This window comes from Paraburkholderia sp. JPY465, assembly GCF_050436725.1.
Lineage (GTDB): Bacteria > Pseudomonadota > Gammaproteobacteria > Burkholderiales > Burkholderiaceae > Paraburkholderia > Paraburkholderia youngii.
The window spans coordinates 2,332,233-2,357,271 of record NZ_JBNDMT010000002.1; the positions used below are offsets into that span (position 1 = coordinate 2,332,233).

23 protein-coding genes are annotated in these 25,039 nt (G+C 63.7%); 14 read left to right on the forward strand and 9 right to left on the reverse strand.

Translation table 11 applies throughout. The features are described 5' to 3' along the window. Positions 1-16 precede the first annotated feature (16 nt). Positions 17-1,309 (reverse strand): aspartate carbamoyltransferase, encoded by a 1,293-nt coding sequence (locus tag QFZ94_RS12910; RefSeq protein ID WP_013091330.1) that lies wholly within the window; start codon positions 1,307-1,309, stop codon positions 17-19. 435 nt (positions 1,310-1,744) lie between these two features. On the opposite strand from QFZ94_RS12910, the gene dapA reads away from it, so the two are divergent. Continuing rightward, positions 1,745-2,638 (forward strand): 4-hydroxy-tetrahydrodipicolinate synthase, encoded by an 894-nt coding sequence (gene dapA, locus QFZ94_RS12915; protein WP_429457307.1) that lies wholly within the window; start codon positions 1,745-1,747, stop codon positions 2,636-2,638. Here the strand turns inward: dapA and QFZ94_RS12920 are convergent. After that, positions 2,631-4,715, reverse strand: a complete 2,085-nt coding sequence (locus tag QFZ94_RS12920; protein ID WP_429457309.1) for a putative bifunctional diguanylate cyclase/phosphodiesterase — start codon at positions 4,713-4,715, stop codon at positions 2,631-2,633. The genes dapA and QFZ94_RS12920 overlap by 8 nt on opposite strands. A gap of 153 nt (positions 4,716-4,868) precedes the next feature. Continuing rightward, entirely contained in the window at positions 4,869-5,324 is a 456-nt protein-coding gene (locus tag QFZ94_RS12925) for a rhodanese-like domain-containing protein (protein WP_429457311.1), read from the reverse strand. 108 nt (positions 5,325-5,432) lie between these two features. Between QFZ94_RS12925 and ftrA the strand changes: the two genes are divergently transcribed. The 3 genes from ftrA to QFZ94_RS12940 all read left to right on the forward strand — a co-directional run bounded on the left by ftrA (position 5,433) and on the right by QFZ94_RS12940 (position 7,858). Beyond that, on the forward strand, positions 5,433-6,392 hold the full coding sequence (ftrA, locus tag QFZ94_RS12930) for a transcriptional regulator FtrA (RefSeq protein WP_410850363.1): 960 nt from the start codon (positions 5,433-5,435) through the stop codon (positions 6,390-6,392). Further along, positions 6,389-6,565, forward strand: a complete 177-nt coding sequence (locus QFZ94_RS12935) for a hypothetical protein (RefSeq protein ID WP_368585835.1) — start codon at positions 6,389-6,391, stop codon at positions 6,563-6,565. The genes ftrA and QFZ94_RS12935 overlap by 4 nt, the downstream gene beginning before the upstream one ends. Before the next feature lie 75 nt (positions 6,566-6,640). Continuing rightward, positions 6,641-7,858 carry a DUF2252 domain-containing protein gene (locus tag QFZ94_RS12940; RefSeq protein WP_429457314.1) on the forward strand — a complete coding sequence of 406 codons (1,218 nt, stop codon included), beginning with the start codon at positions 6,641-6,643 and terminating at the stop codon, positions 7,856-7,858. Positions 7,859-8,044: 186 nt separating this feature from the next. Here the strand turns inward: QFZ94_RS12940 and QFZ94_RS12945 are convergent, their stop codons facing one another. The 3 genes from QFZ94_RS12945 to QFZ94_RS12955 all read right to left on the reverse strand — a co-directional run bounded on the left by QFZ94_RS12945 (position 8,045) and on the right by QFZ94_RS12955 (position 11,644). Continuing rightward, complete coding sequence (locus QFZ94_RS12945) at positions 8,045-9,523, reverse strand: DASS family sodium-coupled anion symporter (RefSeq protein WP_429457316.1); 1,479 nt, start codon at positions 9,521-9,523, stop codon at positions 8,045-8,047. A 52-nt stretch (positions 9,524-9,575) separates the two neighbouring features. Continuing rightward, positions 9,576-10,523, reverse strand: coding sequence for a lactate/malate family dehydrogenase (locus QFZ94_RS12950; RefSeq protein ID WP_368585832.1), 948 nt, complete (start codon positions 10,521-10,523; stop codon positions 9,576-9,578). A gap of 128 nt (positions 10,524-10,651) precedes the next feature. After that, on the reverse strand, positions 10,652-11,644 hold the full coding sequence (locus QFZ94_RS12955) for a helix-turn-helix domain-containing protein (protein ID WP_429457318.1): 993 nt from the start codon (positions 11,642-11,644) through the stop codon (positions 10,652-10,654). 96 nt (positions 11,645-11,740) lie between these two features. Here QFZ94_RS12955 and QFZ94_RS12960 point away from each other — a divergent pair, with 96 nt between their 5' ends. From QFZ94_RS12960 to QFZ94_RS12970, 3 genes are all read left to right on the forward strand, one after another. Continuing rightward, positions 11,741-12,985, forward strand: coding sequence for a DUF1479 domain-containing protein (locus QFZ94_RS12960; protein ID WP_429457320.1), 1,245 nt, complete (start codon positions 11,741-11,743; stop codon positions 12,983-12,985). A gap of 82 nt (positions 12,986-13,067) precedes the next feature. Further along, positions 13,068-13,223, forward strand: a complete 156-nt coding sequence (locus QFZ94_RS12965; protein WP_368585829.1) for a hypothetical protein — start codon at positions 13,068-13,070, stop codon at positions 13,221-13,223. Between the two features lie 207 nt (positions 13,224-13,430). After that, positions 13,431-13,613: a hypothetical protein gene (locus QFZ94_RS12970; protein ID WP_429457322.1), complete on the forward strand. Its 183-nt coding sequence runs from the start codon at positions 13,431-13,433 to the stop codon at positions 13,611-13,613. A gap of 397 nt (positions 13,614-14,010) precedes the next feature. On the opposite strand, the gene QFZ94_RS12975 is transcribed toward QFZ94_RS12970, so the two are convergent. The 3 genes from QFZ94_RS12975 to QFZ94_RS12985 are packed head-to-tail and all read right to left on the reverse strand — an operon-like array spanning position 14,011 to position 15,276. Next, the gene (locus tag QFZ94_RS12975; RefSeq protein ID WP_368585828.1) at positions 14,011-14,280 is read right to left on the reverse strand and encodes a hypothetical protein; all 270 of its coding nucleotides are present in this window, start codon (positions 14,278-14,280) and stop codon (positions 14,011-14,013) included. Then, entirely contained in the window at positions 14,261-14,779 is a 519-nt protein-coding gene (locus QFZ94_RS12980; protein WP_429457324.1) for a DUF2778 domain-containing protein, read from the reverse strand. Before QFZ94_RS12980 ends, QFZ94_RS12975 begins: the two co-directional genes overlap by 20 nt. 11 nt (positions 14,780-14,790) lie before the next feature. Beyond that, on the reverse strand, positions 14,791-15,276 hold the full coding sequence (locus QFZ94_RS12985; protein ID WP_429457326.1) for an Hcp family type VI secretion system effector: 486 nt from the start codon (positions 15,274-15,276) through the stop codon (positions 14,791-14,793). Positions 15,277-15,765: 489 nt separating this feature from the next. Between QFZ94_RS12985 and QFZ94_RS12990 the strand changes: the two genes are divergently transcribed. The 7 genes from QFZ94_RS12990 (at position 15,766) to QFZ94_RS13020 (ending at position 25,030) form a co-directional block, all read left to right on the forward strand. After that, positions 15,766-17,184 carry a GH1 family beta-glucosidase gene (locus QFZ94_RS12990; protein WP_429457328.1) on the forward strand — a complete coding sequence of 473 codons (1,419 nt, stop codon included), beginning with the start codon at positions 15,766-15,768 and terminating at the stop codon, positions 17,182-17,184. A 94-nt stretch (positions 17,185-17,278) separates the two neighbouring features. Beyond that, positions 17,279-18,517 (forward strand): ABC transporter substrate-binding protein, encoded by a 1,239-nt coding sequence (locus QFZ94_RS12995; protein ID WP_368585825.1) that lies wholly within the window; start codon positions 17,279-17,281, stop codon positions 18,515-18,517. Between the two features lie 8 nt (positions 18,518-18,525). Beyond that, a complete protein-coding gene (locus tag QFZ94_RS13000; RefSeq protein ID WP_368585824.1) occupies positions 18,526-19,482 on the forward strand; it encodes a carbohydrate ABC transporter permease in 957 nt (318 codons plus the stop codon). Next, positions 19,479-20,396, forward strand: coding sequence for a carbohydrate ABC transporter permease (locus QFZ94_RS13005; RefSeq protein WP_410850371.1), 918 nt, complete (start codon positions 19,479-19,481; stop codon positions 20,394-20,396). Before QFZ94_RS13000 ends, QFZ94_RS13005 begins: the two co-directional genes overlap by 4 nt. Positions 20,397-20,399: 3 nt before the next feature. Continuing rightward, positions 20,400-21,560: an ABC transporter ATP-binding protein gene (locus QFZ94_RS13010; protein WP_410850372.1), complete on the forward strand. Its 1,161-nt coding sequence runs from the start codon at positions 20,400-20,402 to the stop codon at positions 21,558-21,560. A gap of 45 nt (positions 21,561-21,605) precedes the next feature. Then, positions 21,606-22,658: a LacI family DNA-binding transcriptional regulator gene (locus QFZ94_RS13015; RefSeq protein WP_410850373.1), complete on the forward strand. Its 1,053-nt coding sequence runs from the start codon at positions 21,606-21,608 to the stop codon at positions 22,656-22,658. A gap of 659 nt (positions 22,659-23,317) precedes the next feature. Further along, a complete protein-coding gene (locus QFZ94_RS13020; RefSeq protein WP_429457332.1) occupies positions 23,318-25,030 on the forward strand; it encodes a SulP family inorganic anion transporter in 1,713 nt (570 codons plus the stop codon). Positions 25,031-25,039 lie beyond the last annotated feature (9 nt).

The following is a 25,039-nucleotide window of genomic DNA, read 5'->3' on the forward strand; positions in this document are numbered from 1 at the left end:
GACACAGCTGTCCGCGTCAATCGATTCCGTGAAACACCGCGTCGTCCGGGCCCAGGTAGACGGGCGGGCGCCACGTGGCATCGCGCATCGAATGCTGGACCTGTTTGTCGACGCCGAGCAGGACCGCGAAAATCGCCATCCGCACCGGAATGCCGTTGTCGGTCTGCCGGAAAATCGCGAGCCGTGAGTCGTGATTGAGGTCGGTGCTCAAATCGTTCGCGCCGGGCCGGCTGTCGCGCGGCAGCGGGTGCATGATCAGCGTGTCGGCGCCGCACATGCTATCGACGAGCGCCTGGTTGATCTGAAAGTCGGGCGTATAGCCTTCGAACGATTCGTCGGTGAAGCGCTCCTTCTGGATGCGCGTCGCATACACGACGTCCGCGCCGCGCAGACCGGTGCGCAGGTCATGCGTCTGTTCGATCACGTGACCGTTGCGCGAAATCTGCTCGATGATATAGCCCGGCATTTCGAGCATCGGCGGCGAAATCAGCGTGAACTTGATGCCGCGATACAGCGCCAGCAGCTTCACGAGCGAATGCACGGTACGTCCGTACTTGAGGTCGCCGACCAGCGCGATGTGTGCGCCGTCGACGATCTTGCCCAGGCGCGAGAACTCGCGCTGGATCGTGTATAGATCGAGCAGCGCCTGGCTCGGATGCTCGCCGGGACCGTCGCCGCCGTTGATCACCGGCACGTTGGTCGCGCGCGCGAATTCGGCCACGGACCCTTGCTCCGGGTGGCGGATCACCAGCGCGTCGACATAGCCGCTCATCACGCGGCTCGTGTCGTAGATCGATTCGCCTTTCGCCATCGACGAAAACGTGAAGCCGGTCGTGTCGCACACCGAGCCGCCGAGCCGGCAAAACGCCGCGCCGAAGCTCACGCGGGTGCGCGTGCTCGCCTCGAAGAACAGATTGCCGAGCACCGCGCCTTCGAGCACACGCGAGATTTTGCGGCGCCGCGCGATCGGCTGCATGATGTCGGCGACGCGAAACAGCGCCTCGACCGAGTCGCGCGAAAACTGATCGACCGACAGCAACTGCGGCTTGCCCTCGAACAGCATCTGGCTGGCGAGCGATTGCGAGTCTACGCTTTGCGTATATCCTTCGCCCGGCTCCGTATTGGCGACGATCTCCGACACGAAACGCTCGACGATTTCCGGCATCGCCCGCGATTCCTGCGAGTCGTCCGGCAGCAGCCACGTGTCCAGCGCCCGGCGTGACACGCCGATACGGTTAGCGAACGTATCGCGCGTCATATTCAGGCGACGCATCGCATCGCGTAGGAAGGCTTGTTGCGGAACGCTCATGAGGGCACCTGTCGCAAGTGTGGGGTCGGCGGGAGTCAGACAGCAAAACGCGTTGGTGTACGCGGTGCGTATATTAGTTTCCGGCGCGTAGATGTCAAGCGTTTTCCTGCGCGAGTTGCTTCGTGAGGCGCCTGAGGCCCCGCCGCGCGGGTTTCGCGGTTACACTGCGGTTCATGCACTCCGGCCCTATGTTCCCGCTCCGTTCGTCGATCTTCGCCCGCGCCGCTCTCGCGAGCGCGGCAGTCGCACGCGCGAACGGTGTTTCGCGTAACGTCGGCGCCAAAGCCAAAAAACAGCCGCTCATCTGACCGGAGCACGCTGTTCCGTCGTCAGATGCGACGGAACGACCGGTCGACCGCCCGCCTGCGGCTCTCTCCTGTGTTCTCCCTCGCACCGCTGACCGGATTCGATACGGTCGTCATCGAGGTAGCAAACATGTCTGATTTCTCGGGTATCTGGATTCCGCTGATCACGCCGTTCGCCGACGGCGCCGTCGATCATGCCGCGTTGCGCGCGCTGGTGCGTCGCTATGCGGACGCCGGCGTGGCCGGGCTCGTCGCGCTCGGCACGACCGGCGAGCCCGCCACGCTCGACGCCGCCGAACAGGACGCCGTGCTCGCGACGATTCTCGCCGCCGCGCAGGCCAACGCCACCGACGCGCAGCGGCGCGCGCTGCCGGTGCTGGTCGGCGTCTCGGGCAATCACACGGCGAGCATGCGCGCACGGATCGAGCAGTTGAATCTGTTGCCGATTGCCGGTGTGCTGATCGCCGCGCCGTATTACACGCGACCCGCGCAGGACGGCATCGTCGCGCATTTCAGCGCGCTGGCCGACGCGAGCGCGCATCCGGTCGTGCTCTACGACATTCCGCAGCGCACCGGCGTGCGGCTGGAACTCGACACGCTGCTGACGCTCGCCGCGCATCCGCGAATTCAGGCGGTCAAGGATTGCGCCGGTTCGCTCGACACGACGCTCGCGCTAGTTCGCGATGGCCGTCTGCAGGTGCTCGCGGGCAACGACCTCGAGCTCTTCTCGACGTTGTGCGCGGGTGGCAGTGGAGCGATCGCGGCGTCCGCGCATTGGCGGCCCGAGCGTTTCGTCGCGCTGTACCGCGCGTTGACAGAGGGCAAGCTCGACGAAGGAAGGCAAATTTTTCACGCGCTCGTGCCGCAGATCCAGCTCGCGTTCGCCGAACCGAACCCCGCGCCGGTGAAGGCGCTGCTCGCGGCGACGGGGTGGGTGCGCAATGAACTGCGTTTGCCGATGACGCGCGCGAGCGCGGCGTTGACCGAACGGCTCGTGGCGTTGGGAGAGACGCAGCCTAGATAGCCACTCCGCTCGCGCCCATCGTTCTGCTGCGGAGCATGGCGCCGAAGTCGTCGGCGCTGACTGGTTTGCCGAGCAGGTAGCCCTGCATTTCGTCGCACATCATCGAGCGCAGCTTGTCGAGCTGCGATTGGGTCTCGACGCCCTCGGCGACCACGTCCATTTCGAGTGAGTGCGCGAGCGCGATGATCGCCGACACGATCGCGCTGCCCGCCGCGCCGTTCGCGTCGAGACCATGGGTGAAGAAGCGGTCGATCTTCAGCTGCTTCACCTGAAAGCGCTGCAGATACGCGAGGCTCGAATAGCCGGTGCCGAAGTCGTCGATCGAGATGTCGAAGCCGCTCGCCTGAAACGCGCGGATCACCTCGACGGTGCGCGCGGCGTCCTGCATCGCGACAGTCTCGGTGATCTCGAACATGATCTGCTCGCACGCGACACCCTCGTTCCTGACGATCTCCTGGATCGTCTCGACGAGGTCCGGCTGCAGCAACTGACGCGGCGACAGATTGATCGCCACCTTCATCGCCGGCAGGCCCTGTTCGATCCAGCCACGAATGCGCCGGCAGGTCTCGCGCACGACCCAGTAGCCTATTTGCACGATCTGCCCGGAGCGCTCGGCGACCGGGATGAATTCGGCTGGCGTAAGCGCCCCCAGCTCCGGATCGTGCAAGCGGATCAGCGCCTCGGCGCCCGCGAGCGCTTCGCCGCCGCGCTGAAACTTCGGCTGGAACAGCAGCGAAAAACGCTCATTCGCGAAGGCGTCGTGCAGCACTTGCTGGATCTGCAGCGTGCGCGTGGCGGCCTCGTTCATGCTGCGCTCGAAGAAGCGGTAGGTGCCGCGGCCGGCGCGCTTCGCTTCGTACATCGCGGCGTCCGCGTGCTGGAGCAGCGTCTCGACGCTGTCGCCATCGCGCGGATAGAGTGCAATGCCGATGCTCGGCATGACCTGCAGCGGTTGTTCGTCGCTCCACGTGCCCTGGCGCATCCGCTCGAGCACGCCGTCGGCGAGCGCGGCCGCGTCGTCGCCGCTCGTGAGGTGTTCCGCGAGCACGACGAACTCGTCGCCGCCGAGCCGCGCGACGGTGTCGCTCGAACGCACGCATTGCTGCAGGCGTTGCGCGAAGGCGGACAGCACCGCGTCGCCGGCCGAGTGACCGAGCGAATCGTTGATCGTCTTGAAGCCGTCGAGATCCATGAACAGCACCGCGAACGACGTGCGCTGGCGGCGCGCGCCGCTAATCGCGCGCTCGATCCGCTCGGTCAGCGTCGCGCGGTTCGGCAGGCCCGTCAGCACGTCGAGCGTCGCGAGGCGCACGATCTGGCCGTTCAGCTTCGACACCGCGCCGAGCAGGAAGGTGGTGCGCACGTCGAAGCGCGACAGCATCAGCGTGACGATCAGCACCGCGAACGTGAGCAGGATCACCGCGGTGGCGAGCCATTGCGCGTCCATGTCGTTGGCCGCGCCGCAGATCGCACCGGGCGCGAAATCCGCGGCGCCCATCGCCGTATAGTGCATGCCGCTGATCGCGACGCCCATCACCAGCGCCGCGGCCAGACGTTTGCGCGCGATATGACGCTCGTGTTCGTTGCTGAGCGCGCGCGCCATCCACAGCGCGGCGCTCGATGCGCCGATCGCGATCGCGATCGAGGCCGCGAACCATACGGGCTGGTAGTGGATCGCGGGCGCCATGCGCAGCGCCGCCATCCCGGTGTAGTGCATGCCGGCGATACCGATTCCCATCACCACACCGCCCGCCAGCAGCCGGGCTGGCGTCAGGCGCTGCTGGGTGGTCAGGAAGAGTGCCAGATACGAAGCGCCGATCGCGAGCGCCAGCGAACAGGCGGTCAACGCGAGGTCGTAGCCGAGCGGGATGGGCAGCGAGAACGCGAGCATCGCGACGAAGTGCATCGACCAGATGCCGACACCGAGCGCGAGCGCGCCGCCGAGCCGCCAGGCATGCCGCCGGCGCGCCGAGGCGAGCAGGAAGATGCGGCCCGTCAGATCGAGCGCGGTGTACGACGCGAGCGTCGCAACCGCGAACGAAATCGCCACGAGCCATAAATTGTAGGAACTCTGCATGTTGGATCCGCCGCGCGAGGAATGCGGCTTGACATCTTATCGGCACTCTTCGCATTTTGTTTAACTTATTTGCGCGTGGCTAACAGGGGCCAAAACGGGCCGGCGGACCAAGGCGAATGCCGCACTGGACGGCTTGTCCGAGTGCGGACCGCGCTATGCGGCGGAGCGCGGGTCAGAAGCCGGATCGGCGTCGTGACGGCTGAGCGCGAAACCCTCGTCGAGCCAGCCGGTGACGCCGCCCGCCATCAGCTTGACGGGCCGCCCAAGCTGGGCGAGCCGCAGTGCGCCGCGCGCCGCGCCGTTGCAGTGCGGGCCCGCGCAATAGGTGACGAACAGCGTATCCGGCGCATAAGCCGCGAGCTTCGACGCGACGATCTTGCCGTGCGGCAAATTCAGCGCGCCGGGCACGTGGCCCTGCGCGAACAGCGCGGGACCGCGCACGTCGAGCAGCACGAAGCCGGGCGCGCCGCTCGCGAGCGCGGCGTGGACGTCGGCGCAATCGGTTTCGAAGCGCAGCGACGCGTGGAAGTGCGCGATCGCGGCGGCGCTGTCGGCGGCGGGAATCGCGGTGACGGCGTTCGGGGCGGTGGTGAGGTTGTCGTGGGTCATGGCAAGGAACGAGGAGTTGATCGGGTGGTCTGGTGGCCGAGTCGATTGTGGCGGGTGGCGGGTCACCCGGTAAGTGGCGTGATCGTCAATCTTCGGTAACATCGCGCCATGCACAATCATCTCGTCGTCGCGCTGGCCTATGACCGGCTCTGCACCTTCGAATTCGGCTGCGTGACCGAACTGTTCGCGCTCGAGCGTCCCGAGCTCGGCGTGCCGTGGTATCGCTTCGCGGTCTGCGCGGGCGAGCCCGGACCGATCCGCGCGGCGGGCGGCATCACGCTGGCCGCGCCGTACACGCTGAAGCTGCTCGCGAGCGCCGACACGATCGTGATTCCGGGTTGGCGCGATGCCGACGAAGTGCCGCCGGCCGCGCTGCTGCGGAGGCTTCGCGCGGCCTACGAGCGCGGCGCGCGGCTCTGCTCGATCTGCTCGGGCGTGTTCGTGCTCGCGGCGGCCGGCGTGCTCGACGGCAAGACCGTGACGACCCACTGGCGCTACGCGGACAAGTTGCAGCAGCACTATCCGCAACTGCGCGTGCAGCCCGAAGCGCTGTATGTCGATGAAGGGCAGGTGATCACGTCGGCGGGATCGGCGGCCGGGCTCGACATGCTGCTGCATCTGGTGCGGCGCGATCATGGCGGCGCGGTCGCGAATCGGGTCGCGCAACGGCTCGTGGTGCCGCCGCATCGCGAGGGTGGCCAGGCGCAGTTCGTGCCGCGACCAATGGCGCACGACGAAAGCGGACGGATCGCGAAGCTGATGGACTGGCTGCGCAGCCATGCGGCCGAGCCGCATACGCTGAGCTCGCTGGCCAGGCGGGCGGCGATGAGCACGCGCACGCTGCAACGGCAGTTCCGCGACGCGACCGGCATGGCGCCCTATGAATGGCTCGTCAGGGAGCGCGTCGCGCTTGCCCGTGAATTGCTCGAAGCGGCGACGCCGCTACCGATGGCGCGCGTCGCCGAGCGGGCGGGGTTCGGCTCGGAAGAGTCGTTGCGGCGGCATTTTCGTCGGATCGCGTTGACGAGTCCGGGAGCGTATCGGCGCAGGTTTGGCGGGGAGGGGTGAATGCGCGCGGAGCGCGGCCGCATCGGCGGCTGCGCCTGCAGCAGGAAATGTGGGCGGCGGTCAGGAGTGCGGCGGCCGCTCAGCCGACGCCGATCACGGCGCTCGTCATGACCGCGATCAACGACGTGCTCAACGCGCCGGGTTCGCTGCATCCGCACCGGACCCGGCATTGAATTCGCGGCACGCGCCGAGGTCACAGCAGCAGGCACGCAGCTCACGTCGAGCTTGCTCATTCAACGGAACCCGCTATGTCCGACATCGCAAAGATCATCGCCAGTTTCAACGCCGGGCGCGACCCCGAACGGCTCGCGATGAAATACAAAGCCATGCGCGGCTCGCCGTTCTTGTTTTTGCGCGGCACCTGTCATCTGTTCTATCAGCGACTGCCGCGCGCGAGCGTGCTCGACGACGCGCCGCACGTGTGGATCTGCGGCGACATGCACCTCGAAAATTTCGGCAGCTACAAGGGCGACAATCGCCTCGTCTACTTCGACAACAACGACTTCGACGAAGCCTGTCTCGCGCCGGCTCCATACGAGCTGGTGCGTCTGTTGACGAGCGTGCTGGTCGGCGCGGCCGATCTGAAGCTGAGCCGCGCCGAGGCGCTCGCGCTATGCCACACCGCGCTCGATGCCTACGGCGCCGCGCTCGCATACGGCAAGTCGCGCTGGATCGAAGCGGAGACCGCGACCGGCCTGGTGCGCGACCTGTTCGTCGCGCTCGCGAGCCGCACGCGCGCCGCGCATCTGGACCGGCGCACGGTGCTCAAGGGCAAGACGCGTATGCTGAAGGTAGACGGCAGGAAAGCGCTGCCCGTCAGTGATGAAAGACGCGCGGCCGTCGTGCGGTTCATGCAGCAGTTCGCGGCGACGGAGCCGAATCCGGACTTCTACCGCACGCTCGATGTCGCGCGACGCATCGCGGGCACGGGCAGTCTCGGTGTCGATCGCTACGTGATTCTGGTCGAGGGCAAGGGCTCGCCCGATGGCAACTACCTGATCGATCTGAAAGAGGCGCTGTCATCGTCGGTCAGTGCGCACGTGACGGCAACGCAGCCGAAGTGGCAGACCGAGGCGCAGCGTGTCGTCGAGGTGCAGCGGCGCAATCAGGCGGTCTCGCAGGCCTTTTTGCACGCGGTCGAATTCAATCAGCGCTCCTATGTGCTGCGCAGCTTGCAGCCATCGGAAGATCGCGTCGCGCTTGCCGATTGGGACGGCAAGCTGCCACGGCTCGAGGCGGTGATCAACAGCATGGCCGAGTTGAGCGCGTGGGCGCATTTGCGCAGCGGAGGGCGCCAGAAGTCGGCGATCGCCGATGATCTGATCGCGTTCGGCAGTCGGCGCGATTGGCAACTGCCGTTGATTGATCTGGCAACGCAGTGCGAGGCGCAGGTCGCGGCGGATTGGAAGGCTTATTGCGAAGCTTATGACCGAGGGAGTTTCGAGGCGAGCGGCGCGGGCAAGTAGGCGATCTTCGTGTCGCCGGCTGGCGAGAACGTCAGGGCCGCGGACGGCGTCGCGGTGATCGGCGCCGCTCGATGACGACCGGCGAACTCGCGCGAATCACGCCCGCTCGCGATTGACGAAGCGGGAAGCGCAGCAGAATCACATGTGCGCGGGCCGTCCGGTCCGCGCGTCGAAAGTCGCGTTGTCTCATACGTGCCCCAGCACCTTCCACCAAAGCGGTCCAACCACCAGCCAGGCGACCATGTAAAACAGGCTCATCAAAAAGCCCGCCTTCCACCATTCGCCCTGCGTCACGTAGCCCGCGCCGAACATGACCGGACCGGAGCCGATGCCATATTGCGTCAGGCAACCGTTCACATTGCTGAGAATGCCGAGCGAGACCGCGGCGACGAAGGGCGGGACGCCCGCGGCGACCATCAGCGCCATCGAAAGTGGAAACAGCGCGCTGATATGCGCGGTGGCGCTGGCGAAAAAGTAGTGAATGTAAACATAGATCACCGCGACCAGCATATAGACGGCCAGCATCGGAAAGCCCGCGAGATGCTGGCCGAATTCCTTGCCGAACCAGGCCACCATGCCATATTCGTTGAGCTTGGAGGCCAGCATGATGAGCAGGCCGATCCAGATCATCGTGTCCCAGGCGGACTTTTCGTTCAGTGCGTCCTGCCACGTCAGCACGCCGCTGATGAACAGCAACGACACGCCGATCGCCGCCGCGAGCGTCGCGCCGATGCCGAGATCGTCGCCGAATACCCACAGCACCAGCAGGCCGACGAAGATGCACGCCATGATGATTTCTTTGACCGAGATGGAGCCCATCGTTGCGAGCTCCCGTTGCGCGAGATCGGTCGCATCGGGGGTGCGTCTGACGTGCGGCGGTGCGATCCACAGCATCGCGATCGGAATCACGGCGAGGCACAGCAGACCGGGGATCGACGCCGCCAGCGCCCAGTCGAGCCAGCTGATCGACACGCCCTGGTCCGCGGCCAGCTTGACCGCCAGCGGATTGCCCGCCATCGCCGTGATGAACATACCCGCCGTGATGATGTTCGCGTGAAAGGCGCAGAGAATCAGATAGCGTCCCACCTTCGCGCGTGATTCTGGATCGTCGGCGTGACTGCCCAGCACTTCGGAAATCGCTCGCGTGATAGGCAACATCACGCCGCCCGCGCGCGCGGTGATGCTCGGCATCGCGGGCGAAATCACCAGTTCGGTCAACACGAGCCCGTAGCCGAGCCCCGTCGTGCGCTTTCCCAGCAATCGCATGAACAGAAGCGCGATGCGGCGGCCAAGGCCGGTCTTGATCACGCCGCGGGATATGAAAAACGCCAGCATCACGAGCCAGACGAGGTCGGTGCCGGTGGATCGCGTGACGTCGGCGAACGTCAGAACGCCGGCCAGCACACCGATGGTCGAGCCGATGATGGCAACCACCGACATCGGCAGCGGGGCGGTCATGATGCCCGCAATGGTCGCGACGAACACGGCGAACATATGCCAGGCCTTCGGCTGCAGACCGGCGGGCGCGGGCAAGAACCACAGCACGAGGCCGACCGCGATCGGCACCAGATATTTCCAGATGCCCGCCGGCAGTCCGACCGAGGGCTTCGGCGTGGCGGGCGGGGAGCTGGTGGGCTGTGAAACCTTGGCAGGTGTGGGAGCCATGTTGGACCTCGTGCCGGCGTTGCTGGGTCTTTTCGGAGTGCGCGGGAAAGCGTCACCGCTGGTGAAGCACGCTTTCCGTCGCCTCCTTGACGATGCGCGCGCTTCCCAGCAAGGCCTCGCGCTCGATAGGGTCAAGTTCAGGATAGGCGATCAGGCGCGCGCCCGCGCCGTTGACGACCATCGGCAGCGACACGCACACGTCCGGTATGCCTTCCACTTCGGGCTCGACGATGCCGACCGTCAGGATCAGATCGGTGTCGTGCACGATGGCCTCGCAGATCCTTCCTATCGCGCTGGCGATGCCGTAATGGGTGGCGCCTTTGCCTTCCTTGATGAGCTTCGCCGCCTCGTGAACGGAGCGCAGGATCAGATCCCGGCTGGCGGGGCCCAGCTCCTTGCCGTTCCTCGTCAGGAAGGTTTCGAGGGGCATGCCGCAGACGGTCGCGGCGGACCACTGGATCACCGCCGATTCGCCATGCTCGCCGAGCACATAGGCGTGAATCGCGGAGGCCACCACGCCGAGCCGTTCGGACAACAGGGAGCGCAGCCGCCCGGTATCGAGCGAGGTGCCGGTGCTGATGACGCGCTCGCGCTCGCAACGCAGCTGGTCGTAAACGGCGCCGGTCAGCACGTCGCAGGGGTTGGTCGCGATCAGGTAGATGGCTTCGGGCGCGAGCGGCGCGATGCGCCCGACGATTTCGCTCGCGATGTCCGCATTGGTTCTGGCAAGGTGCAGGCGCGTCTCGCCGGGTTTGACGCCGGCGCCGGCCGTGATCACGACGATGTCGGCGTCGCGCGCGTCTTCGTAGTCCCCTGCGCGGAACCGGCTGTGCCCCCAGAATGCCGCGGCGTGGGCGAGATCCAGAGCCTGTCCTTCAGCGCGCACCCGCGCGACGTCGATGATGACGACTTTCGCGCTCGGAATGGCCAACGCCACGAACAGGGCTGCCGATCCCCCAACCAGCCCCGCGCCGACGATAACGATCTTGGCCTGCCGCATCGCGAACCTCGCTAAGTTCGGGTTTCACCCCCGAAGCATAGTCGCACGCACGCATTTGCCATCAATCAGACCTTAGTCCTACACGGCGGCGGCGCGTCTTTTCTCCTGCGGCTCGCCGGGAAGTTCGCTCATTCGGACTGCCGGCCGGCACGTGTTGGCCGGGACGTTCGCTTGCCGTCTTCTTTGTTGCGGAGTCTCTGAAGAGAAGGCGAGCGCTCGGTGAGTTGCGGCGACATCTGTTGCTCGGCACGCCGCGCGCCGGCGAACTGGTGCCTGAATTCAACCGGTGTCATGGCCTTGGCGGCTTTGAATTGCCGGTTGAAATTCGCGACGTTCGCAAACCCGGAGCGCGTCGCAATGACGGAAATCGGCGCCTGTGTGGCCGTCAACATCCGGCACGCGTGGCCGATTCGCACACGCGTCACGTAGCGCCCGACGGTCTCGCCAAGATGCTGCGTGAAATGCCGCGTCAAAGAGCGCTCGGACAGCCCAGACGCCTTGGCAAGCGCGGAAAGCCGCAGCGGATGCGCGAACTGTGTCTCGATCAATGCGAGCGCGCGATTGAGCTGATCGGATTCGTAGCCAGTCGCTGCGCCGGTCCGCGCATCGAATGCGCTTGGGGACGCGAGCGGCGTGGCGGGAAGCGTCGACAGCAGGTCCAGCACGTCGAGCGCCGCCTGCAAGCGGTCGCGCGGTTTGTCGGACAGCAGGCGGTCCAGGTGTGCGCGCATGCGCGTGCCGGCTCCGTCTTCGAACGCGAGGCCGCAGGCCGCTCTGCGCAACAGGTCGCATAGGCCGTTGTATTCGGGGCAGACATCGGCGAGTCGCCGCAGCCACGCGCCGTCGAACCAGACGACGATCGCGACCTGCGGATGCGCCGCATCGATCGAGCGGTTCGAGGCCCACGTGTGCGGCAGATTCGGCGGCACCAGCACCAGATCGTCCGCACCGTAGGTCGCGACCGAGTCGCCGATGTACCGCTTGCCCTGACTGTTCATCGTCAGCGTCAGCTCGTACTCGGGATGGTGGTGCCATTCGAAAGGGATGCGGGGCAGCCGGCGGTGGTAAACCCTGACCGAACAGTCCCGGCCAAAATCCACATGTTCGAAAGCGGCTTTCATGTCCGAAATCGTCAAATCATTGACCGGATAGTATCACGCGCGCACTGCTCGTTCGCGTACGCTTCAAGCATCAGAAACCTCAATGGAGACGATGCAATGGCCTTGCAAATCGACGACCTGCCGGCAGCCACCCGTCAAGCGAAGCGCGAACTGCGAGCAATGCTGCCGAACTACCGTGAAGTGTTCGCCGACGTCGCGGCGGCGATGACGAAGGAGGCGGAGCGAATCGCCACACTACGTGATCGGGGCGAGCCTGTGATTCCGGAAATCCAGTTCGCCGACATCGTGGCGAACCGCGTCACCGACGAGCAGATCGCTCTCGTCAAAGCTCGCGGTGCCTGTGTGATCCGCAAGGTGTTCGACCGGTCGCTCGTCGAGCGATGGGATCAGGACATCGCGGAATACGTCGAGCGCAACGACCTCGACGCCAAGCTGCTGAATCGCGCGGAAGACAAGTACTTCGGCCAGCTCGCTTCGAGCAAGCCGCAAATCTACGGTGTGTACTGGTCGAAGCCGCAGGTACTCGCGCGTCAATCGATCGAACTCACGCAGGCCCGCGTGTTCCTGAACCGGCTGTGGCGCGCCGAGAGCGAAGGGCGCGTGCATTTCGATCCGAACCATGTGCCGGTGTATGCGGACCGCCTGCGTCGTCGGCCGCCCGGATCGGAATCGCTCGGATTGTCCGCGCATTGCGACGGTGGTTCGGTCGAGCGCTGGATCGAGCCGAATTTCCGCAAGGTCTATCGCGATGTGTTCTCGGGCCATTGGCGCGACTACGATCCGTTCGATGCCGCGTGGCGCACCGAAGTCGAGGAGATCGCTTCGCCGGCAGTCTGTTCGATGTTCCGCACGTTCCAGGGCTGGACCGCGCTGACGCCGCAAGGCCCCGGCGACGGCACGCTGCAATTGGTGCCGATGGCGAACTCGATGGTCTACATCCTGTTGCGCGCGCTGCAGGACGACGTCGCCGAAGACGATCTGTGCGGAGCGATGCCGGGTCGCGCGCTGTCGATCAAGTCCGAGTATCACGCGCCGCTGTTTCATGCGCTGTCGTCGATTCCGTTGATGCAGGCGGGCGATACCGTGTTCTGGCATAGCGACGTCATTCACGCGGTCGAAGACGCGCATCGCGGCAACGGTTATAGCAACGTGATGTATATCGCTTCGCTGCCGGCCTGTGCGAAAAACGATGCGTACCTGAAGCGGCAACTGCCGAGCTTTCTCGAAGGCAGGAGCCCGCCGGATTTTCCGGCGGATCATTTCGAAGTCGATTTCGTCGGCCGCGCGACGGCAGACGATCTCACCGAGCTTGGCCGTTCGCAGATGGGCTTCGATTTGTGAGCGCAAAGGGCATGGCCACCTCTTGATCGGGAGCAGAACTTGCTGTCATTTCAGCATGGCAACGACCCAAGGAGGACCGGCCATGGCCACTACACCGAACAAGGACGAAAACCCGATCCGGCCGGATCAGTCCGACGTCGTGCAGACGGATCTGCCCGACATCGGTCCATCGCAGGACCCGGACGAGCCGCCGCTCGATCCCGACATCGACCCCGATCGCGAGGACGACAAGCCGTAGACGAGCGCATTCGCTCGATAAATAGAACCGATGTGAAATGTGGGCGTGTCTGATAACCGCGCCATTTTTCCTCACGGCAGAATTGCCGCGCGAGTGCTGCGTCGCGGCGACTAACGCGCATAGCGAAATCAACGGAGACGGTGGTTTGCCGGTACGAAGCGTTCCGTGCCAACCTCGCTTACGGGGCGTCTCCTCGCACTCCACGACATGCACGCCAGCGACGTGAGCCTGAGTTGCATTCTGATGCACCCGGCTAGCAAATCAGAAACAATAAAAACGGTGAGGCAATTCAATGTCGACCAATTTTCCCACCTCTGCATTGCGCAAGACGATGGAAAGAGCCGGAAGAAAACGGAACCCGGCGCAGGCTTCGCCGTGATCGAGCGCTGACTTGAATCAGTCGTCGTCCGGTGCTTCTGCCGCTTCTGGCCGGAGTCGCGCGTCGCCGCTCATGATCTTCGGAAGCTCGGGAAAGTACACCTCGCAGCGCACCTGCCATTGGTGGCATTCCTGCGCGTGCAATCGGTTATCTCGCGGCCTGGATCCGTCATCGGGAAGTCGGCACCAAGCGATGCAACCAGCTTCGCGAGCCGGGAGCGGCCGCGACGTTTACAGCGCGTACAGGCGACCTCAAGATGCGTCGCGCGCGCAGCGACGTCACCGAGGGAAACGGAGCCGGTTTTCATGCGGGTCGGATGGCGGCGATGGGTTCAGAAAACAGCAGCGTAACAGGGTCGCGCGCATGCAATAACAGACCCGCGCGAAGCGGGTCCGGTTGTGCTGCTCATCAGGCACGCGAGCGACAGCGCCGCCAGACCCGGCATAACCTCATGATCGCGATATAGGCAAGCGCCGCAACCATCAGATCAACCAGAAGGATGAGCGGAATGTATAGGTCATCAGGGTCACGAATGCCGAGCCAGTTGGCGGCGTGCAACCAACCGCGCGCCTGACTCGCTGGCATGGGTATCGGGTAAGTGTGGACGTAGGGCACGGCAAGACAGAACAGGCCGACAAAGAGCGCCACCTTGAACAGCCTACGGACAAGTGTTGCCATAGATGATGACCTCGATTGTTCCGTATGCCTTCAGCCCCGAGTTACCGGTCGGAATCTTCCCGGTGCGCAGCAGCGCGGAGCGGATACGCATGAAATCGACATGGCTCGGCATGGTAATACAGCCAAGTGACTGACCCTGGCCACCTGCCGGATGCAACCGGAAGTTTCCACGCTTCACACCATTGACCCACGTGAAATCATCGATCAGACCATCATCGCGATAAAGTGCGAACCACTCGTTGTGATCGACCGGTGCGCCTATCGCTGAATTGACGGTGTCCTTTATCGAAGCCCATGCGCGAGACCCGACGCCGCCTGTAGGCCGGTCCACGATCCAGTACTTACCGGCAGGGATCGGACCGTTTGAGGGAACCATAGTGCAACCGCCGCGATTACGGTATTGCTCGTTTCCAGAATACGCGTTGAATGTGCCAATGCCATTCATCGTGAGCGGTGACAGCCATTTGTTATTGACAATGAATTTACCGGTGACCGCCATTGTCCCCCCGCTCAAGTGCGCTCATTCCATGAGTCGGTGTATTTGATATTGCCATCGAGATAGTGCCACGTGATCCGCTCATACATCATCGATACCGCCTCGACGTGATTGAGCGTGGACGCCTCTGCGAGTTTCGTATTAGCCATGCCGGGATTAATGCCGCACACCTTCGCCCCTTCGAGAAGCATCACGAAATACACTTCCTCTTTTCCCGCATCGTTGATGCGATACCACCTTATCTCGGCCGACTGAAGCGTTTGACCGGTCGCCACGGCCTTGTACAGATACGGCGTTGCGCGGTCGAATTCCTTTTCGAATGCAACCGGCGAGTGTGCGCGCGCGCCTGTGATCTTGCCGTTGGCAGCATCAACCGGCAGATTCACGCCGTGTCCGAAGCTGATAATTTCTATGCTTCCTTCGCGCTCCTGAACGGTTGACGAACCTTGGATGTTTGCGCCGCCATCATCTTTTAGCCACATATAAGCAGGAATCGGCATCTCGTGTTGTCCTCCCTTGATTGGTTGATACGCGTTACGCGAACCAACTTTTTAATCGGGAAAGAGAGTCCGGCGCAATGCGCAATCCATGCGGTGTTCATAATCTGACAATGTTTTACGTTCCTTTTACGTTTCTCTCAATATAAGTTTCGACAGATTCAATTCGCTCATCGCAATCGTCTTCCATACCTAAGTGGATAAGCCGATTGTCAACGATCTGGGTTTAGCGTTGAATGGCTGCTCGGAATTTTCGTCGAGGCCGCAACCATCCGCTGCAGTCGAACGACCTCGATGCGCTCCGCATAACCCTCGCACGGATGCGAGAAACCCTCTCCAGACAAACCCGGATTGCTGCTCCGATTTCGCCGCTGTTATCGTTCACTCGACAGTGTGGAAGCGCTTCCACTTAAGCGTTCACAGTAAGTTCGAACGAGAGCGCATCGAGTTCCACCACACCCGGTTCAACGACCTCATTGCAGGAGAGAATCCGTGGTAAACAACGCATCCGCAGTCGTCGACGCCGAACAATCCACCGCTCACGGCGACCCGCATTCCGATCCATTCACACCGCCCGCCGATTCGTCGCTATGGCGCCAGGATTTCCTGCTCGGCGCGGCCACCGCGTCGTATCAGATCGAAGGCGCGGTCAACGAAGACGGCCGCCTGCCGTCGATCTGGGACACGTTCTCGGCGACACCGGGCAAGGTGCTGGCTGGCGACACCGGTGCCGTCGCATGCGATCACTATCATCGTTGGGAACAGGACGTCGATCTGCTCGCGGGCCTCGGCCTCGAAGCGTACCGGCTGTCGACCGCATGGCCGCGTGTGATGGACGAAAACGGTGCGCCGAACCACAAGGGGCTCGACTTCTACAAGCGCCTGCTCGGACGGCTCAAAGAGAAGAACATCACGACTTTCGTCACGCTGTATCACTGGGATCTGCCTCAGCATCTCGAAGATCGCGGCGGCTGGCTCAATCGCGAAACCGCGTACCGTTTCGTCGATTACGCGGATCTGATGAGCCGCGAACTGCACGGCTTCGTCGATGCGTGGGCGACACTCAACGAGCCGTGGTGTTCGGCGTATCTCGGCTACGGCAACGGCCATCACGCGCCGGGACTCTCGAACGTGCGTTTCGCCGCGCAGGCCATGCATCATCTGCTGCTCGCGCACGGGCTCGCGATTCCGGTGCTGCGCGCGAACGATCCGCGCTCGCACAAGGGCATCGTCGCGAACGTCGGGCGCGGCACGCCGAATAGCGACAGCGCCGCCGACCATCGCGCGGCCGAACTGTTCGAAGTTCAGCACAACGCGTGGATTCTCGATCCGCTGTTCAAGGGCGAGTATCCGCAAGACCTGTTCGAGCTGTGGCCGGGCAGCGAGCCGCTGGTGCTCGAAGGTGACATGCAGACGATCAATACGCCGCTCGACTTCCTCGGCATCAACTATTATTTCCGCACCAATGTGGCGAGCGACGGTGCGCATGGATTCAAAGACGTGCCGCTCGAAGGTGTCGAGCGTACGCAGATGGGTTGGGAGGTTTACCCTGACGGTCTTCGCGATCTGTTGACCGGTTTCAAGGACACCTATGTCAATCTGCCGCCGATCTACATCACCGAGAACGGCATGGCATCGGACGACAAGGTCATCGACGGCCGTGTCGAGGACACACAGCGCATTTCGTTCCTGAAGCGCCATCTCGCCGCGGTCGATCAGGCGATCAAGGCGGGCGTCGACGTGCGCGGCTATTTCCTGTGGTCACTGATGGACAACTTCGAGTGGGCTTTCGGCTATGAGCGGCGCTTCGGCATCGTGCACGTCGACTACCAGACGCAGAAGCGCACGATTAAACGCAGCGCGGAGCTGGTGTCGAAGTTCCTCGAAGATCGCAATGCGCAGGCGCAATAAACACAATCAGAACGACGCAGCAACGATGTAAAACCGGGTGGAGCTGGTTGGTATTTCGACTTGACACACGGGCGCGGAGCCTGGAGGAGACGGAATGAACAGCAACAGAATGGTCTTGCGAGGCGTAGTTGCGGCACTGGCGCTGTATGGCGTCGTCGCGCACGCGGAGCCGCTCAAGGCTAATGTGATTCACTGGTGGACCTCGGGTGGCGAATCGGCCGCGATTCGTCAGTTTGCCGTCGCATACGACAAGGCCGGCGGCCAATGGGTCGACAACGCGGTGGCCGGCGGTGACCAGGCGCGCGCCACCGCGATCAACCGCATCGTCGGCGGCGATCCACCCACCGCCGCCCAGTTCAATACGTCGAAACAGTTCCACGATCTGATCGATCAGGGACTCCTGAATAACGTCGACGACGTCGCCGCGAAAGAAAACTGGAACGGCATTTTCCCTCAATCGATTCTCGACAGTATCCGCGTGAAGGGCCATTTCTACGCGGCGCCGGTCGACATTCATATGCCGGCATGGTTCTTCTACTCGAAGCCGGTGTTCCAGAAAGCGGGCATCGCGAGCGAGCCCAAAAGCTACGATGAATTCATCGCCGATCTCGGCAAGCTGAAGAGCGCGGGCGTGATTCCGCTCGCGTTCGGCGGTCAGCCGTGGCAGGAGAAGATCACGTTCGACGCGGTGCTCGCCGATGTGGGCGGCCCGGACCTGTATATGAAGGTCTATCGTGATCACGATCAGACCGCGGTGAATTCCGAGGCATTCAAGAAGGTGCTCGTGTCGTTCAAGAAGCTGCACGATTACGTCGACCCGGGCTCGCCTGGCCGCAACTGGAACGACGCGACCGCGCTCGTGACTTCGGGCAAGGCCGGCGTTCAGATCATGGGCGACTGGGCGAAGGGCGAATTCGTCGCGGCGAATCAGACCGCGGGCAAGGACTTCGGCTGCTTCCCGGGCTTCGGTCCGCGCTCGCCGTATCTGGTCGCGGGCGATGTATTCGTGTTCCCGAAGACCGACAGCGCGTCGGCTATCAAAGCGCAGAATCTGCTCGCCACGGTGATGACCTCGCCGTCAGCGCAGGTCGCGTTCAGCGCGAAGAAGGGCTCGATTCCGATCCGCTCTGACGTCGACGAAAGCAGCCTCGACGTCTGCGCCAAGGAGGGCATCGCGATCATGAAGGACAAGTCGCGTCAGTTGCCGAATCCGGAAATGCTGCTGTCACCGGATACGCAAGGTGCGCTGACCGACGTCGTGACGAACTTCTGGAACAAGAACCAGTCAGTCGACGACGCGCAGAAAGCGTTCGCCAGCGCGCTGAAGGGCTAGGCCTCGCCATGCACGCGCTCAAGCTGCCAGCCGAGGGTTCGAACCCACCGGGCAAGTCGCAACCCAGGCCGCGAAGCAAGCCGCTGAACCGGCGGTTTTCGATCGCGGTCTGGCTGGCCTTGCTGCCGATGCTCCTGACCGTCGTGTTCACGTATCTGGGCACGATGGTCTGGACCGCGCGCGTGTCGCTCAGCAATTCGCGCACGTTTCCGTCGAATGACTTCGCGGGTCTCACACAGTACGTGCGGCTGTTCCACAACGACCGCTGGCTGATGTCGCTGCAGAACATCGTGATTTATGGCGCGTGTTTCATCATCGCGTGCATGGTGATCGGTTTGCTGCTGGCGATCTTCATCGATCAGCGCGTGGTCGCCGAAGGCGCGTTGCGCACGGTGTTTCTGTATCCGTACGCGATGTCGTTCGTCGCGACCGGGCTCGTATGGCAGTGGATTCTGAATCCGTCGCTCGGTGCGCAGCAGGTGCTGCGCAACCTCGGCTTCCCGCATGCGCGCTTCGACTGGATCGTCGATCAGGACTGGGTCATCTACACGATCGTGATCGCGACCGTGTGGCAGGCTTCGGGTCTCGTGATGGCGCTGCTGCTCGCGGGCCTGCGCGGCATCGACGAAGAGTTGTGGAAAGCCGCGCGCATCGACGGCATTCCACGCTGGCGGGTCTACGCGAGCATCGTGGTGCCGATGCTCGGACCGTCGATCTCGACCGCGTTCGTGCTGCTGTTCGTGATGGTCGTCAAGCTGTACGACGCGGTCGTCGCGATGACGCAGGGCGGCCCCGGCACCGCGAGCGAAGTGCCGGCCAAATTCATCATGGACTATCTGTTCGGACGCGCGAATATCGGCCTTGCGTCGGCTGCATCGATCGTGCTGCTCGCGACGGTGCTCGCGGTTCTCGCGCCGTTCTTCTATGCACGCAGCCGTGCGGCGCTGCGCGGGGAGAGAGGATGAACACGCTCGATTCCACGCTCAAAGGCGGTCTGCCGCAGCGCGCGCGTACGCGGCCTCGCCGTTCGGTGTTCTCGCCGGCGCGCCTGGGCATCTACGCGTTCCTGCTCACCGCCGCGGTGTTCTTTCTGCTGCCGCTCTACGTGATGCTGGTTACGTCGGTCAAACCGATGAGCGAGATCCGCCTCGGCAATCTGCTTGGCTTTCCGGTGCATTTCACGCTCGACGCGTGGGTTGCCGCATGGCAGTCGGCCTGTACCGGGCTCGATTGCAACGGCATTCGCGTCGGCTTCTGGAACTCGGTGTGCATCGTCGCGCCGAGCACGGTACTGTCGATCATGGTCGGCGCGGTGAACGGCTACGCGCTGTCGTTCTGGCGGCCGCGCGGTGCGGGTCTGCTGTTCGGCGTGCTGCTGGTCGGCGCGTTCATTCCGGTGCAGGTGATGATCTATCCGCTCGTGCGCGTGCTCGCGAGCGTGCATCTGTTCAGCTCGCTGCCCGGCATCGTTCTGATTCACACGATGTTCGGCATGCCTGTGATGACGCTGCTGTTCCGCAACTACTACGCGTCGATTCCGCAGGAGCTGTTCAAGGCCGCGCGCATCGACGGCGGCAGCTTCTGGCGCATCTTCTTTCAGCTGATGCTGCCGATGTCCACTCCGATCATCGTCGTCGCGCTGATCATGCAGGTCACGAACATCTGGAACGACTACATTCTCGGCCTCGTGTTCGCGGGCACGAAGAATCTGCCGATGACGGTGCAACTGAACAACATCATCAACACGACGACCGGTGAGCGGCTCTACAACGTCAACATGGCAGCGACCATTCTGACGTCGATGGTTCCGCTCGCGGTTTATTTCATCTCGGGCCGCTGGTTCGTGCGCGGCATTGCGTCGGGCGCCGTCAAGGGGTAAGGCATGACAGACATGGCTAATACGATCGATGCGGCCGCCGTGCCGGGTGCAAGCGCGGGCGCCGCGTCCGACGCCGCGGCGCTCACGCACCCCGCCAATGTCGCGGTCCGCAATCTGACGATTCGGCTCGGCGCGAACACGGTGATCGAGAACCTCGATCTCGATGTGCTCGCCGGCGAGTTCGTCGTGCTGCTGGGGCCGTCGGGCTGCGGCAAGTCCACGCTGCTGCATAGCATCGCGGGATTGATCGACGTCAGCGACGGCAGCATCGAGATCGCCGGCGAGGACATGACGTGGGCCGATCCGAAGGATCGCCGCATCGCGCTGGTGTTCCAGTCGTACGCGCTCTATCCGACCATGAGCGTCGAGCGCAACCTGTCGTTCGCGCTGCGCATCAACGGCACGCCGAAGGCGGAAATCGCAAGGCGTGTCGCGCGCGCGTCGGAGATGCTGCAACTGGGGCCGCTGCTCAAGCGCAAGCCGTCGCAGTTGTCGGGCGGTCAGCGCCAGCGCGTTGCGATCGGCCGCGCGATCGTGCGCGAAGCCGATGTGTTCCTGTTCGACGAACCGCTGTCGAACCTCGACGCGAAGCTGCGCACCGAGCTGCGCCGTGAGCTGAAGCAGCTGCATCACAGCCTCGGCGCGACGATGATCTACGTGACGCACGACCAGGTCGAGGCGATGACGCTCGCGACGCGCATGGCCGTGATGCGCGGCGGCGTGATCCAGCAGTTCGGCACGCCGGCCGAAGTCTATGCGCGGCCGAACAACCTGTTCGTCGCGACCTTTCTCGGCTCGCCGGCGATGAATCTGCTGAAGGGCACGCTCGAAACCCGCGACGGCGTGCTCCACTTTTGCTCCGGCAATGCGCAGATCGACGTGTCGGCATACGAGTTCACGCAGGCGCCCGAGCACGGTAAACCATGCGTACTCGGCGTGCGCGCCGAAGACGTGCATATCACGGCAGGCGCCAGCGAGCGCGCAAAAGTTTCGCTGATGGAGCCGATGGGCAACCACCGCGTGATCTGGCTCGACTATCATGGCGAACAGATCGCGTCGATCGATCAGACAAAAGCGCCGATTGCGGAGGATGACACCGTGGCGTTCTCGTTCGACGCCGCGCATGTCTCGCTATTCGACGAAGCGAGCGGCGCGCGCTTATAACGCCGCGGCGCGTCACGCGCGAAGCGGCTCGTCGAGACAGGCTTGATGGAGAACCGCGTGGCAACACTCAAGGACGTCGCGCAACTGGCCGGCGTGGGCATGTCGACCGCCTCACGAGCGATTTCCGGCAAGGGACCGATTTCAGCCGATGCCGCGGCGCGCGTGAAGGCGGCGATCGAGGCGCTGAACTTCCGCCCGTCGTCGATCGGCCGGGCAATGGCGACGCAGCAGCTCGGCATCATCGGCATCTTCGTGCCGACCTTCTTTGGTCCGTACTACGGCACGATCCTGAAGCAGACCGACACCGAGCTGCGCGCGGTCGGCCGGCATGTCGTGGTCGCGACCGGTTGCGGCGAGGTGTCGCCGCGCGAGCAGGCGATCGAGGCGGTGCGCTTTCTGATCGGCCGCGATTGCGACGGCGTGGTCGTGATCAGCCACGATCTGCACGACGAAGACCTGATCATGCTGCATGACATGCATCCGAAGATGGTGTTCCTGAATCGCGCGTTCGAGCAGTTGCCGGAAGCGTCGTTCAGCGCGGATCATCGGCGCGGCGGCGAACTCGCGGCGCGCACGCTGCTCGATCACGGGCATCGCGACATCGCGGTGATTTCCGGGCCGGCTACCGCGTCGGACAACGTGATGCGGATCGACGGCTTTTTCGCCGAACTCGCGCGAGCCGGCATTGCGCGCGACGACGTCCTGCTGATCGAATCGGACTTCTCGCCCGAAGGCGGCTACGCGGCCGCGCAGAAGCTGCTCGAGACACAGCGGCGTGTGACCGGCCTGTTCTGCGCGAACGACACGATGGCTGTCGCCGTGCTCGCGCGTTTTCACCAGGCGGGCATTTCGGTGCCGAACGACATTTCGGTGATCAGCTACGACGACGACTACTCGGCCGCGTACGCGGCGCCCGGGCTCACGTCGGTGCATATTCCGACCGGAGACCTGACGCAAAACGCGGTGCGCTGGCTGATCAACCAGTGTTACGGCACCACGTGGGAGATCTTCCGCGAGTTTCCGGTCAGCGTGACGATGCGCGAATCGGTCGGACCAGCGCCGATTCAGAAGAAAAATACCCATGGCGCAATGCGGTAGAAGGGTTTGACTAATCGTGGCGGTGTGATGTCTGGCGCGCGGATGCGCGCCGTCTCTTCTGTGTTATGCCGGCGCCGGTTGGAACTCGCGAATTGAATGGCGACGCGGCTACCCGCTATACGCGGCGAGGCTTTCCTCAGAGTCCCATCGATTTTTCGTCGTGTTTTTTCACGAGCGCCGTCGCGCGCTCATTCGCGTTTTCACTTACGGGTGTGACGGTCTTTTTAAGGTCGCCGTAATCCTTCGCAATACTGCTTTGCGGTTTTCCCTCATTAAACTTGCGTCAAATTTCTCTAAACTCCGCTGTAACAAGCTGTTACGGGGTGAGTGTGATGCTGGCCATCTTTCTGATCGCCTGTCCGATCGGCATCGCTGCGCTGTTTGGTTTTGCGCGCCATGTGGATCCGCAGACGGGACGTTTCAAGCGGTAGTTTTTCTTCGCGCGTTCTTTCCGCGGCCACGCCGTGGAGATTTTCGCTTTGCGATCAAGCATTCGTTAGTTTGTCGTTAATCTGAAAGGGCCAACCGTTTGCGTCCTTTCGGTTTGCTTTCTCGTTTCCGTTTCATCACTAGCCCGTTTTACCTTTCACAAGGCTTGCCTTGGCGTGCCGGTTCGCGGCACGATGCGCGATACCTTCGTTTTTGGGTCGGCATCGCATATGCAAGATTCTCTGCAGAAAATGGCGGCACGTGCCAGCGTGCTGAAGGGCATTCTTCCTTTGAGCCGGATTACGGCGGCGCGTGATGCGCTGGCCGGTGTGCAGCTTGCGTCGATGGATATACCGCAGGTGCTCGGCTATGCACGCATTGCCGGTATGCCGGCCGTCACAGGGCTCTACACGGTGTTTCTGCCGCTGATCGCGTTCGCGTTTTTCGGCGCGTCGCGGCATCTGGTCGTCGCTGCAGATTCGGCCACCGCGACGATCTTCGCGAGCCGTCTGGAGACGATGGCACCAGCGTCGAGCGCCGAATACGCGGCGCTCGCGGCGATGGTCGCGCTGCTGACGGCCGGCTTGCTGCTCGTCGCGCGCATCTTCAAACTCGGTTTTCTCGCCGATTTCCTGTCTCGCACGGTGCTGGTCGGCTTTCTCGCCGGCGTCGGCGTGCAGGTCGGCATCGCGATGCTCGGCGACATGCTCGGCGTGCCCGGACATGCGGCGCGCAGCGTAGATCAACTGCTGCTCGTGGTGAGCAAGGCCACCCAGATCAATCGGCCGACGCTGGCGATCTCGCTCTTCGTGGTGGCCGCGATTCTCGTTTGCAAGCGGTTCTGGCCGCGCCTGCCGGTGCCGTTGATCGCGGTCGTCGGAGGCATTGCCGCGAGCGACGTGTTCGGATTCGCCGCGCACGGCATCTCGATCCTCGGACCGGTGGAGGGCGGCTTGCCGCCGCTGCGGATTCCGCTGGTGACATGGCAGCAGATGCTCGATCTCGTGCCGGTCGCGGCGTCGTGCTTCGTGATGATCGTCGCGCAAAGCGCCGCCGCGAGCCGCGTGTTCGCCGAGCGCTATCACGAGCCGGTCGATACCAACGCGGACCTGCTCGGCATCGCGGCCGCCAACGCGGCGGCGGCGTTTTCCGGCGCGTTCGTCGTCAACGGCAGCCCGACGCAGACCGCGATGGCCGATCGCGCCGGCACGCGCAGCCAGTTCGCGCAGCTCGTGTTCGCTGCGGTCGTGGTGATCGTGCTGCTGTTTTTCAGCCGTTATCTGCAGTATCTGCCGCACTGCATCCTCGCGAGCATCGTGTTTACGATCGCGGTCGGCCTGATCAACGTGCAGTCGCTCTTTTCGATTCGCCGGGAAAGCCCCGGCGAGTTTGCGCTAGCGTTGTTCACGGCGGCGGCGGTCGTGCTGATCGGCGTCGAGCACGGCATTCTGGTCGCGGTCGCGTTGTCCTTGCTGCGTCACGTGCGGCACAGCTACCGCCCGCACACGATGATGCTCGCGCCCAACGGCGACGGCATGTGGGTGCCGGTGCCTGCGGTGCCCGGCATCGAGACCGCGCCGGGGCTGATCGTCTATCGCTTCGGCGCCGACCTGTTCTACGCGAACGATCATTTTTTCGTCGACGATGCGCGCCGCCTGATCGAGCACGCACCGAACGCCGTGCGCTGGTTCGTCGTCGATGCGAGCGCGATCACGGACGTCGATTATTCGGCGGCGCGCTCGGTGGGCGAGTTGTGCTCGGCGCTCAAGCGCGATGGGATCGAGGTGGTCTTTGCGCGGGTGAATCGCTATTTGCGCTCGGATATGGATCGGCATGGCATTACGCCGATCGTCGAGGAGCGCTGCATTTTCGGCACGCTGCATGAGGCGCTGAGCATGGCGGGGGTGGAGAAACCGCATGAGCAGGTGAAGGGGGCGCCATGACGGGGAGGG

Bases quoted from the DNA above. Each gene is read 5' to 3' on its own strand.
- QFZ94_RS12910 (WP_013091330.1), bottom strand. From the start codon at position 1,309: ATGAGCGTTCCGCAACAAGCCTTCCTACGCGATGCGATGCGTCGCCTG.
- dapA (WP_429457307.1), top strand. From the start codon at position 1,745: ATGTCTGATTTCTCGGGTATCTGGATTCCGCTGATCACGCCGTTCGCC.
- QFZ94_RS12920 (WP_429457309.1), bottom strand. From the start codon at position 4,715: ATGCAGAGTTCCTACAATTTATGGCTCGTGGCGATTTCGTTCGCGGTT.
- QFZ94_RS12925 (WP_429457311.1), bottom strand. From the start codon at position 5,324: ATGACCCACGACAACCTCACCACCGCCCCGAACGCCGTCACCGCGATT.
- ftrA (WP_410850363.1), top strand. From the start codon at position 5,433: ATGCACAATCATCTCGTCGTCGCGCTGGCCTATGACCGGCTCTGCACC.
- QFZ94_RS12940 (WP_429457314.1), top strand. From the start codon at position 6,641: ATGTCCGACATCGCAAAGATCATCGCCAGTTTCAACGCCGGGCGCGAC.
- QFZ94_RS12945 (WP_429457316.1), bottom strand. From the start codon at position 9,523: ATGGCTCCCACACCTGCCAAGGTTTCACAGCCCACCAGCTCCCCGCCC.
- QFZ94_RS12950 (WP_368585832.1), bottom strand. From the start codon at position 10,523: ATGCGGCAGGCCAAGATCGTTATCGTCGGCGCGGGGCTGGTTGGGGGA.
- QFZ94_RS12955 (WP_429457318.1), bottom strand. From the start codon at position 11,644: ATGAAAGCCGCTTTCGAACATGTGGATTTTGGCCGGGACTGTTCGGTC.
- QFZ94_RS12960 (WP_429457320.1), top strand. From the start codon at position 11,741: ATGGCCTTGCAAATCGACGACCTGCCGGCAGCCACCCGTCAAGCGAAG.
- QFZ94_RS12965 (WP_368585829.1), top strand. From the start codon at position 13,068: ATGGCCACTACACCGAACAAGGACGAAAACCCGATCCGGCCGGATCAG.
- QFZ94_RS12970 (WP_429457322.1), top strand. From the start codon at position 13,431: ATGCACGCCAGCGACGTGAGCCTGAGTTGCATTCTGATGCACCCGGCT.
- QFZ94_RS12975 (WP_368585828.1), bottom strand. From the start codon at position 14,280: ATGGCAACACTTGTCCGTAGGCTGTTCAAGGTGGCGCTCTTTGTCGGC.
- QFZ94_RS12980 (WP_429457324.1), bottom strand. From the start codon at position 14,779: ATGGCGGTCACCGGTAAATTCATTGTCAATAACAAATGGCTGTCACCG.
- QFZ94_RS12985 (WP_429457326.1), bottom strand. From the start codon at position 15,276: ATGCCGATTCCTGCTTATATGTGGCTAAAAGATGATGGCGGCGCAAAC.
- QFZ94_RS12995 (WP_368585825.1), top strand. From the start codon at position 17,279: ATGAACAGCAACAGAATGGTCTTGCGAGGCGTAGTTGCGGCACTGGCG.
- QFZ94_RS13000 (WP_368585824.1), top strand. From the start codon at position 18,526: ATGCACGCGCTCAAGCTGCCAGCCGAGGGTTCGAACCCACCGGGCAAG.
- QFZ94_RS13005 (WP_410850371.1), top strand. From the start codon at position 19,479: ATGAACACGCTCGATTCCACGCTCAAAGGCGGTCTGCCGCAGCGCGCG.
- QFZ94_RS13010 (WP_410850372.1), top strand. From the start codon at position 20,400: ATGACAGACATGGCTAATACGATCGATGCGGCCGCCGTGCCGGGTGCA.
- QFZ94_RS13015 (WP_410850373.1), top strand. From the start codon at position 21,606: ATGGAGAACCGCGTGGCAACACTCAAGGACGTCGCGCAACTGGCCGGC.
- QFZ94_RS13020 (WP_429457332.1), top strand. From the start codon at position 23,318: ATGCAAGATTCTCTGCAGAAAATGGCGGCACGTGCCAGCGTGCTGAAG.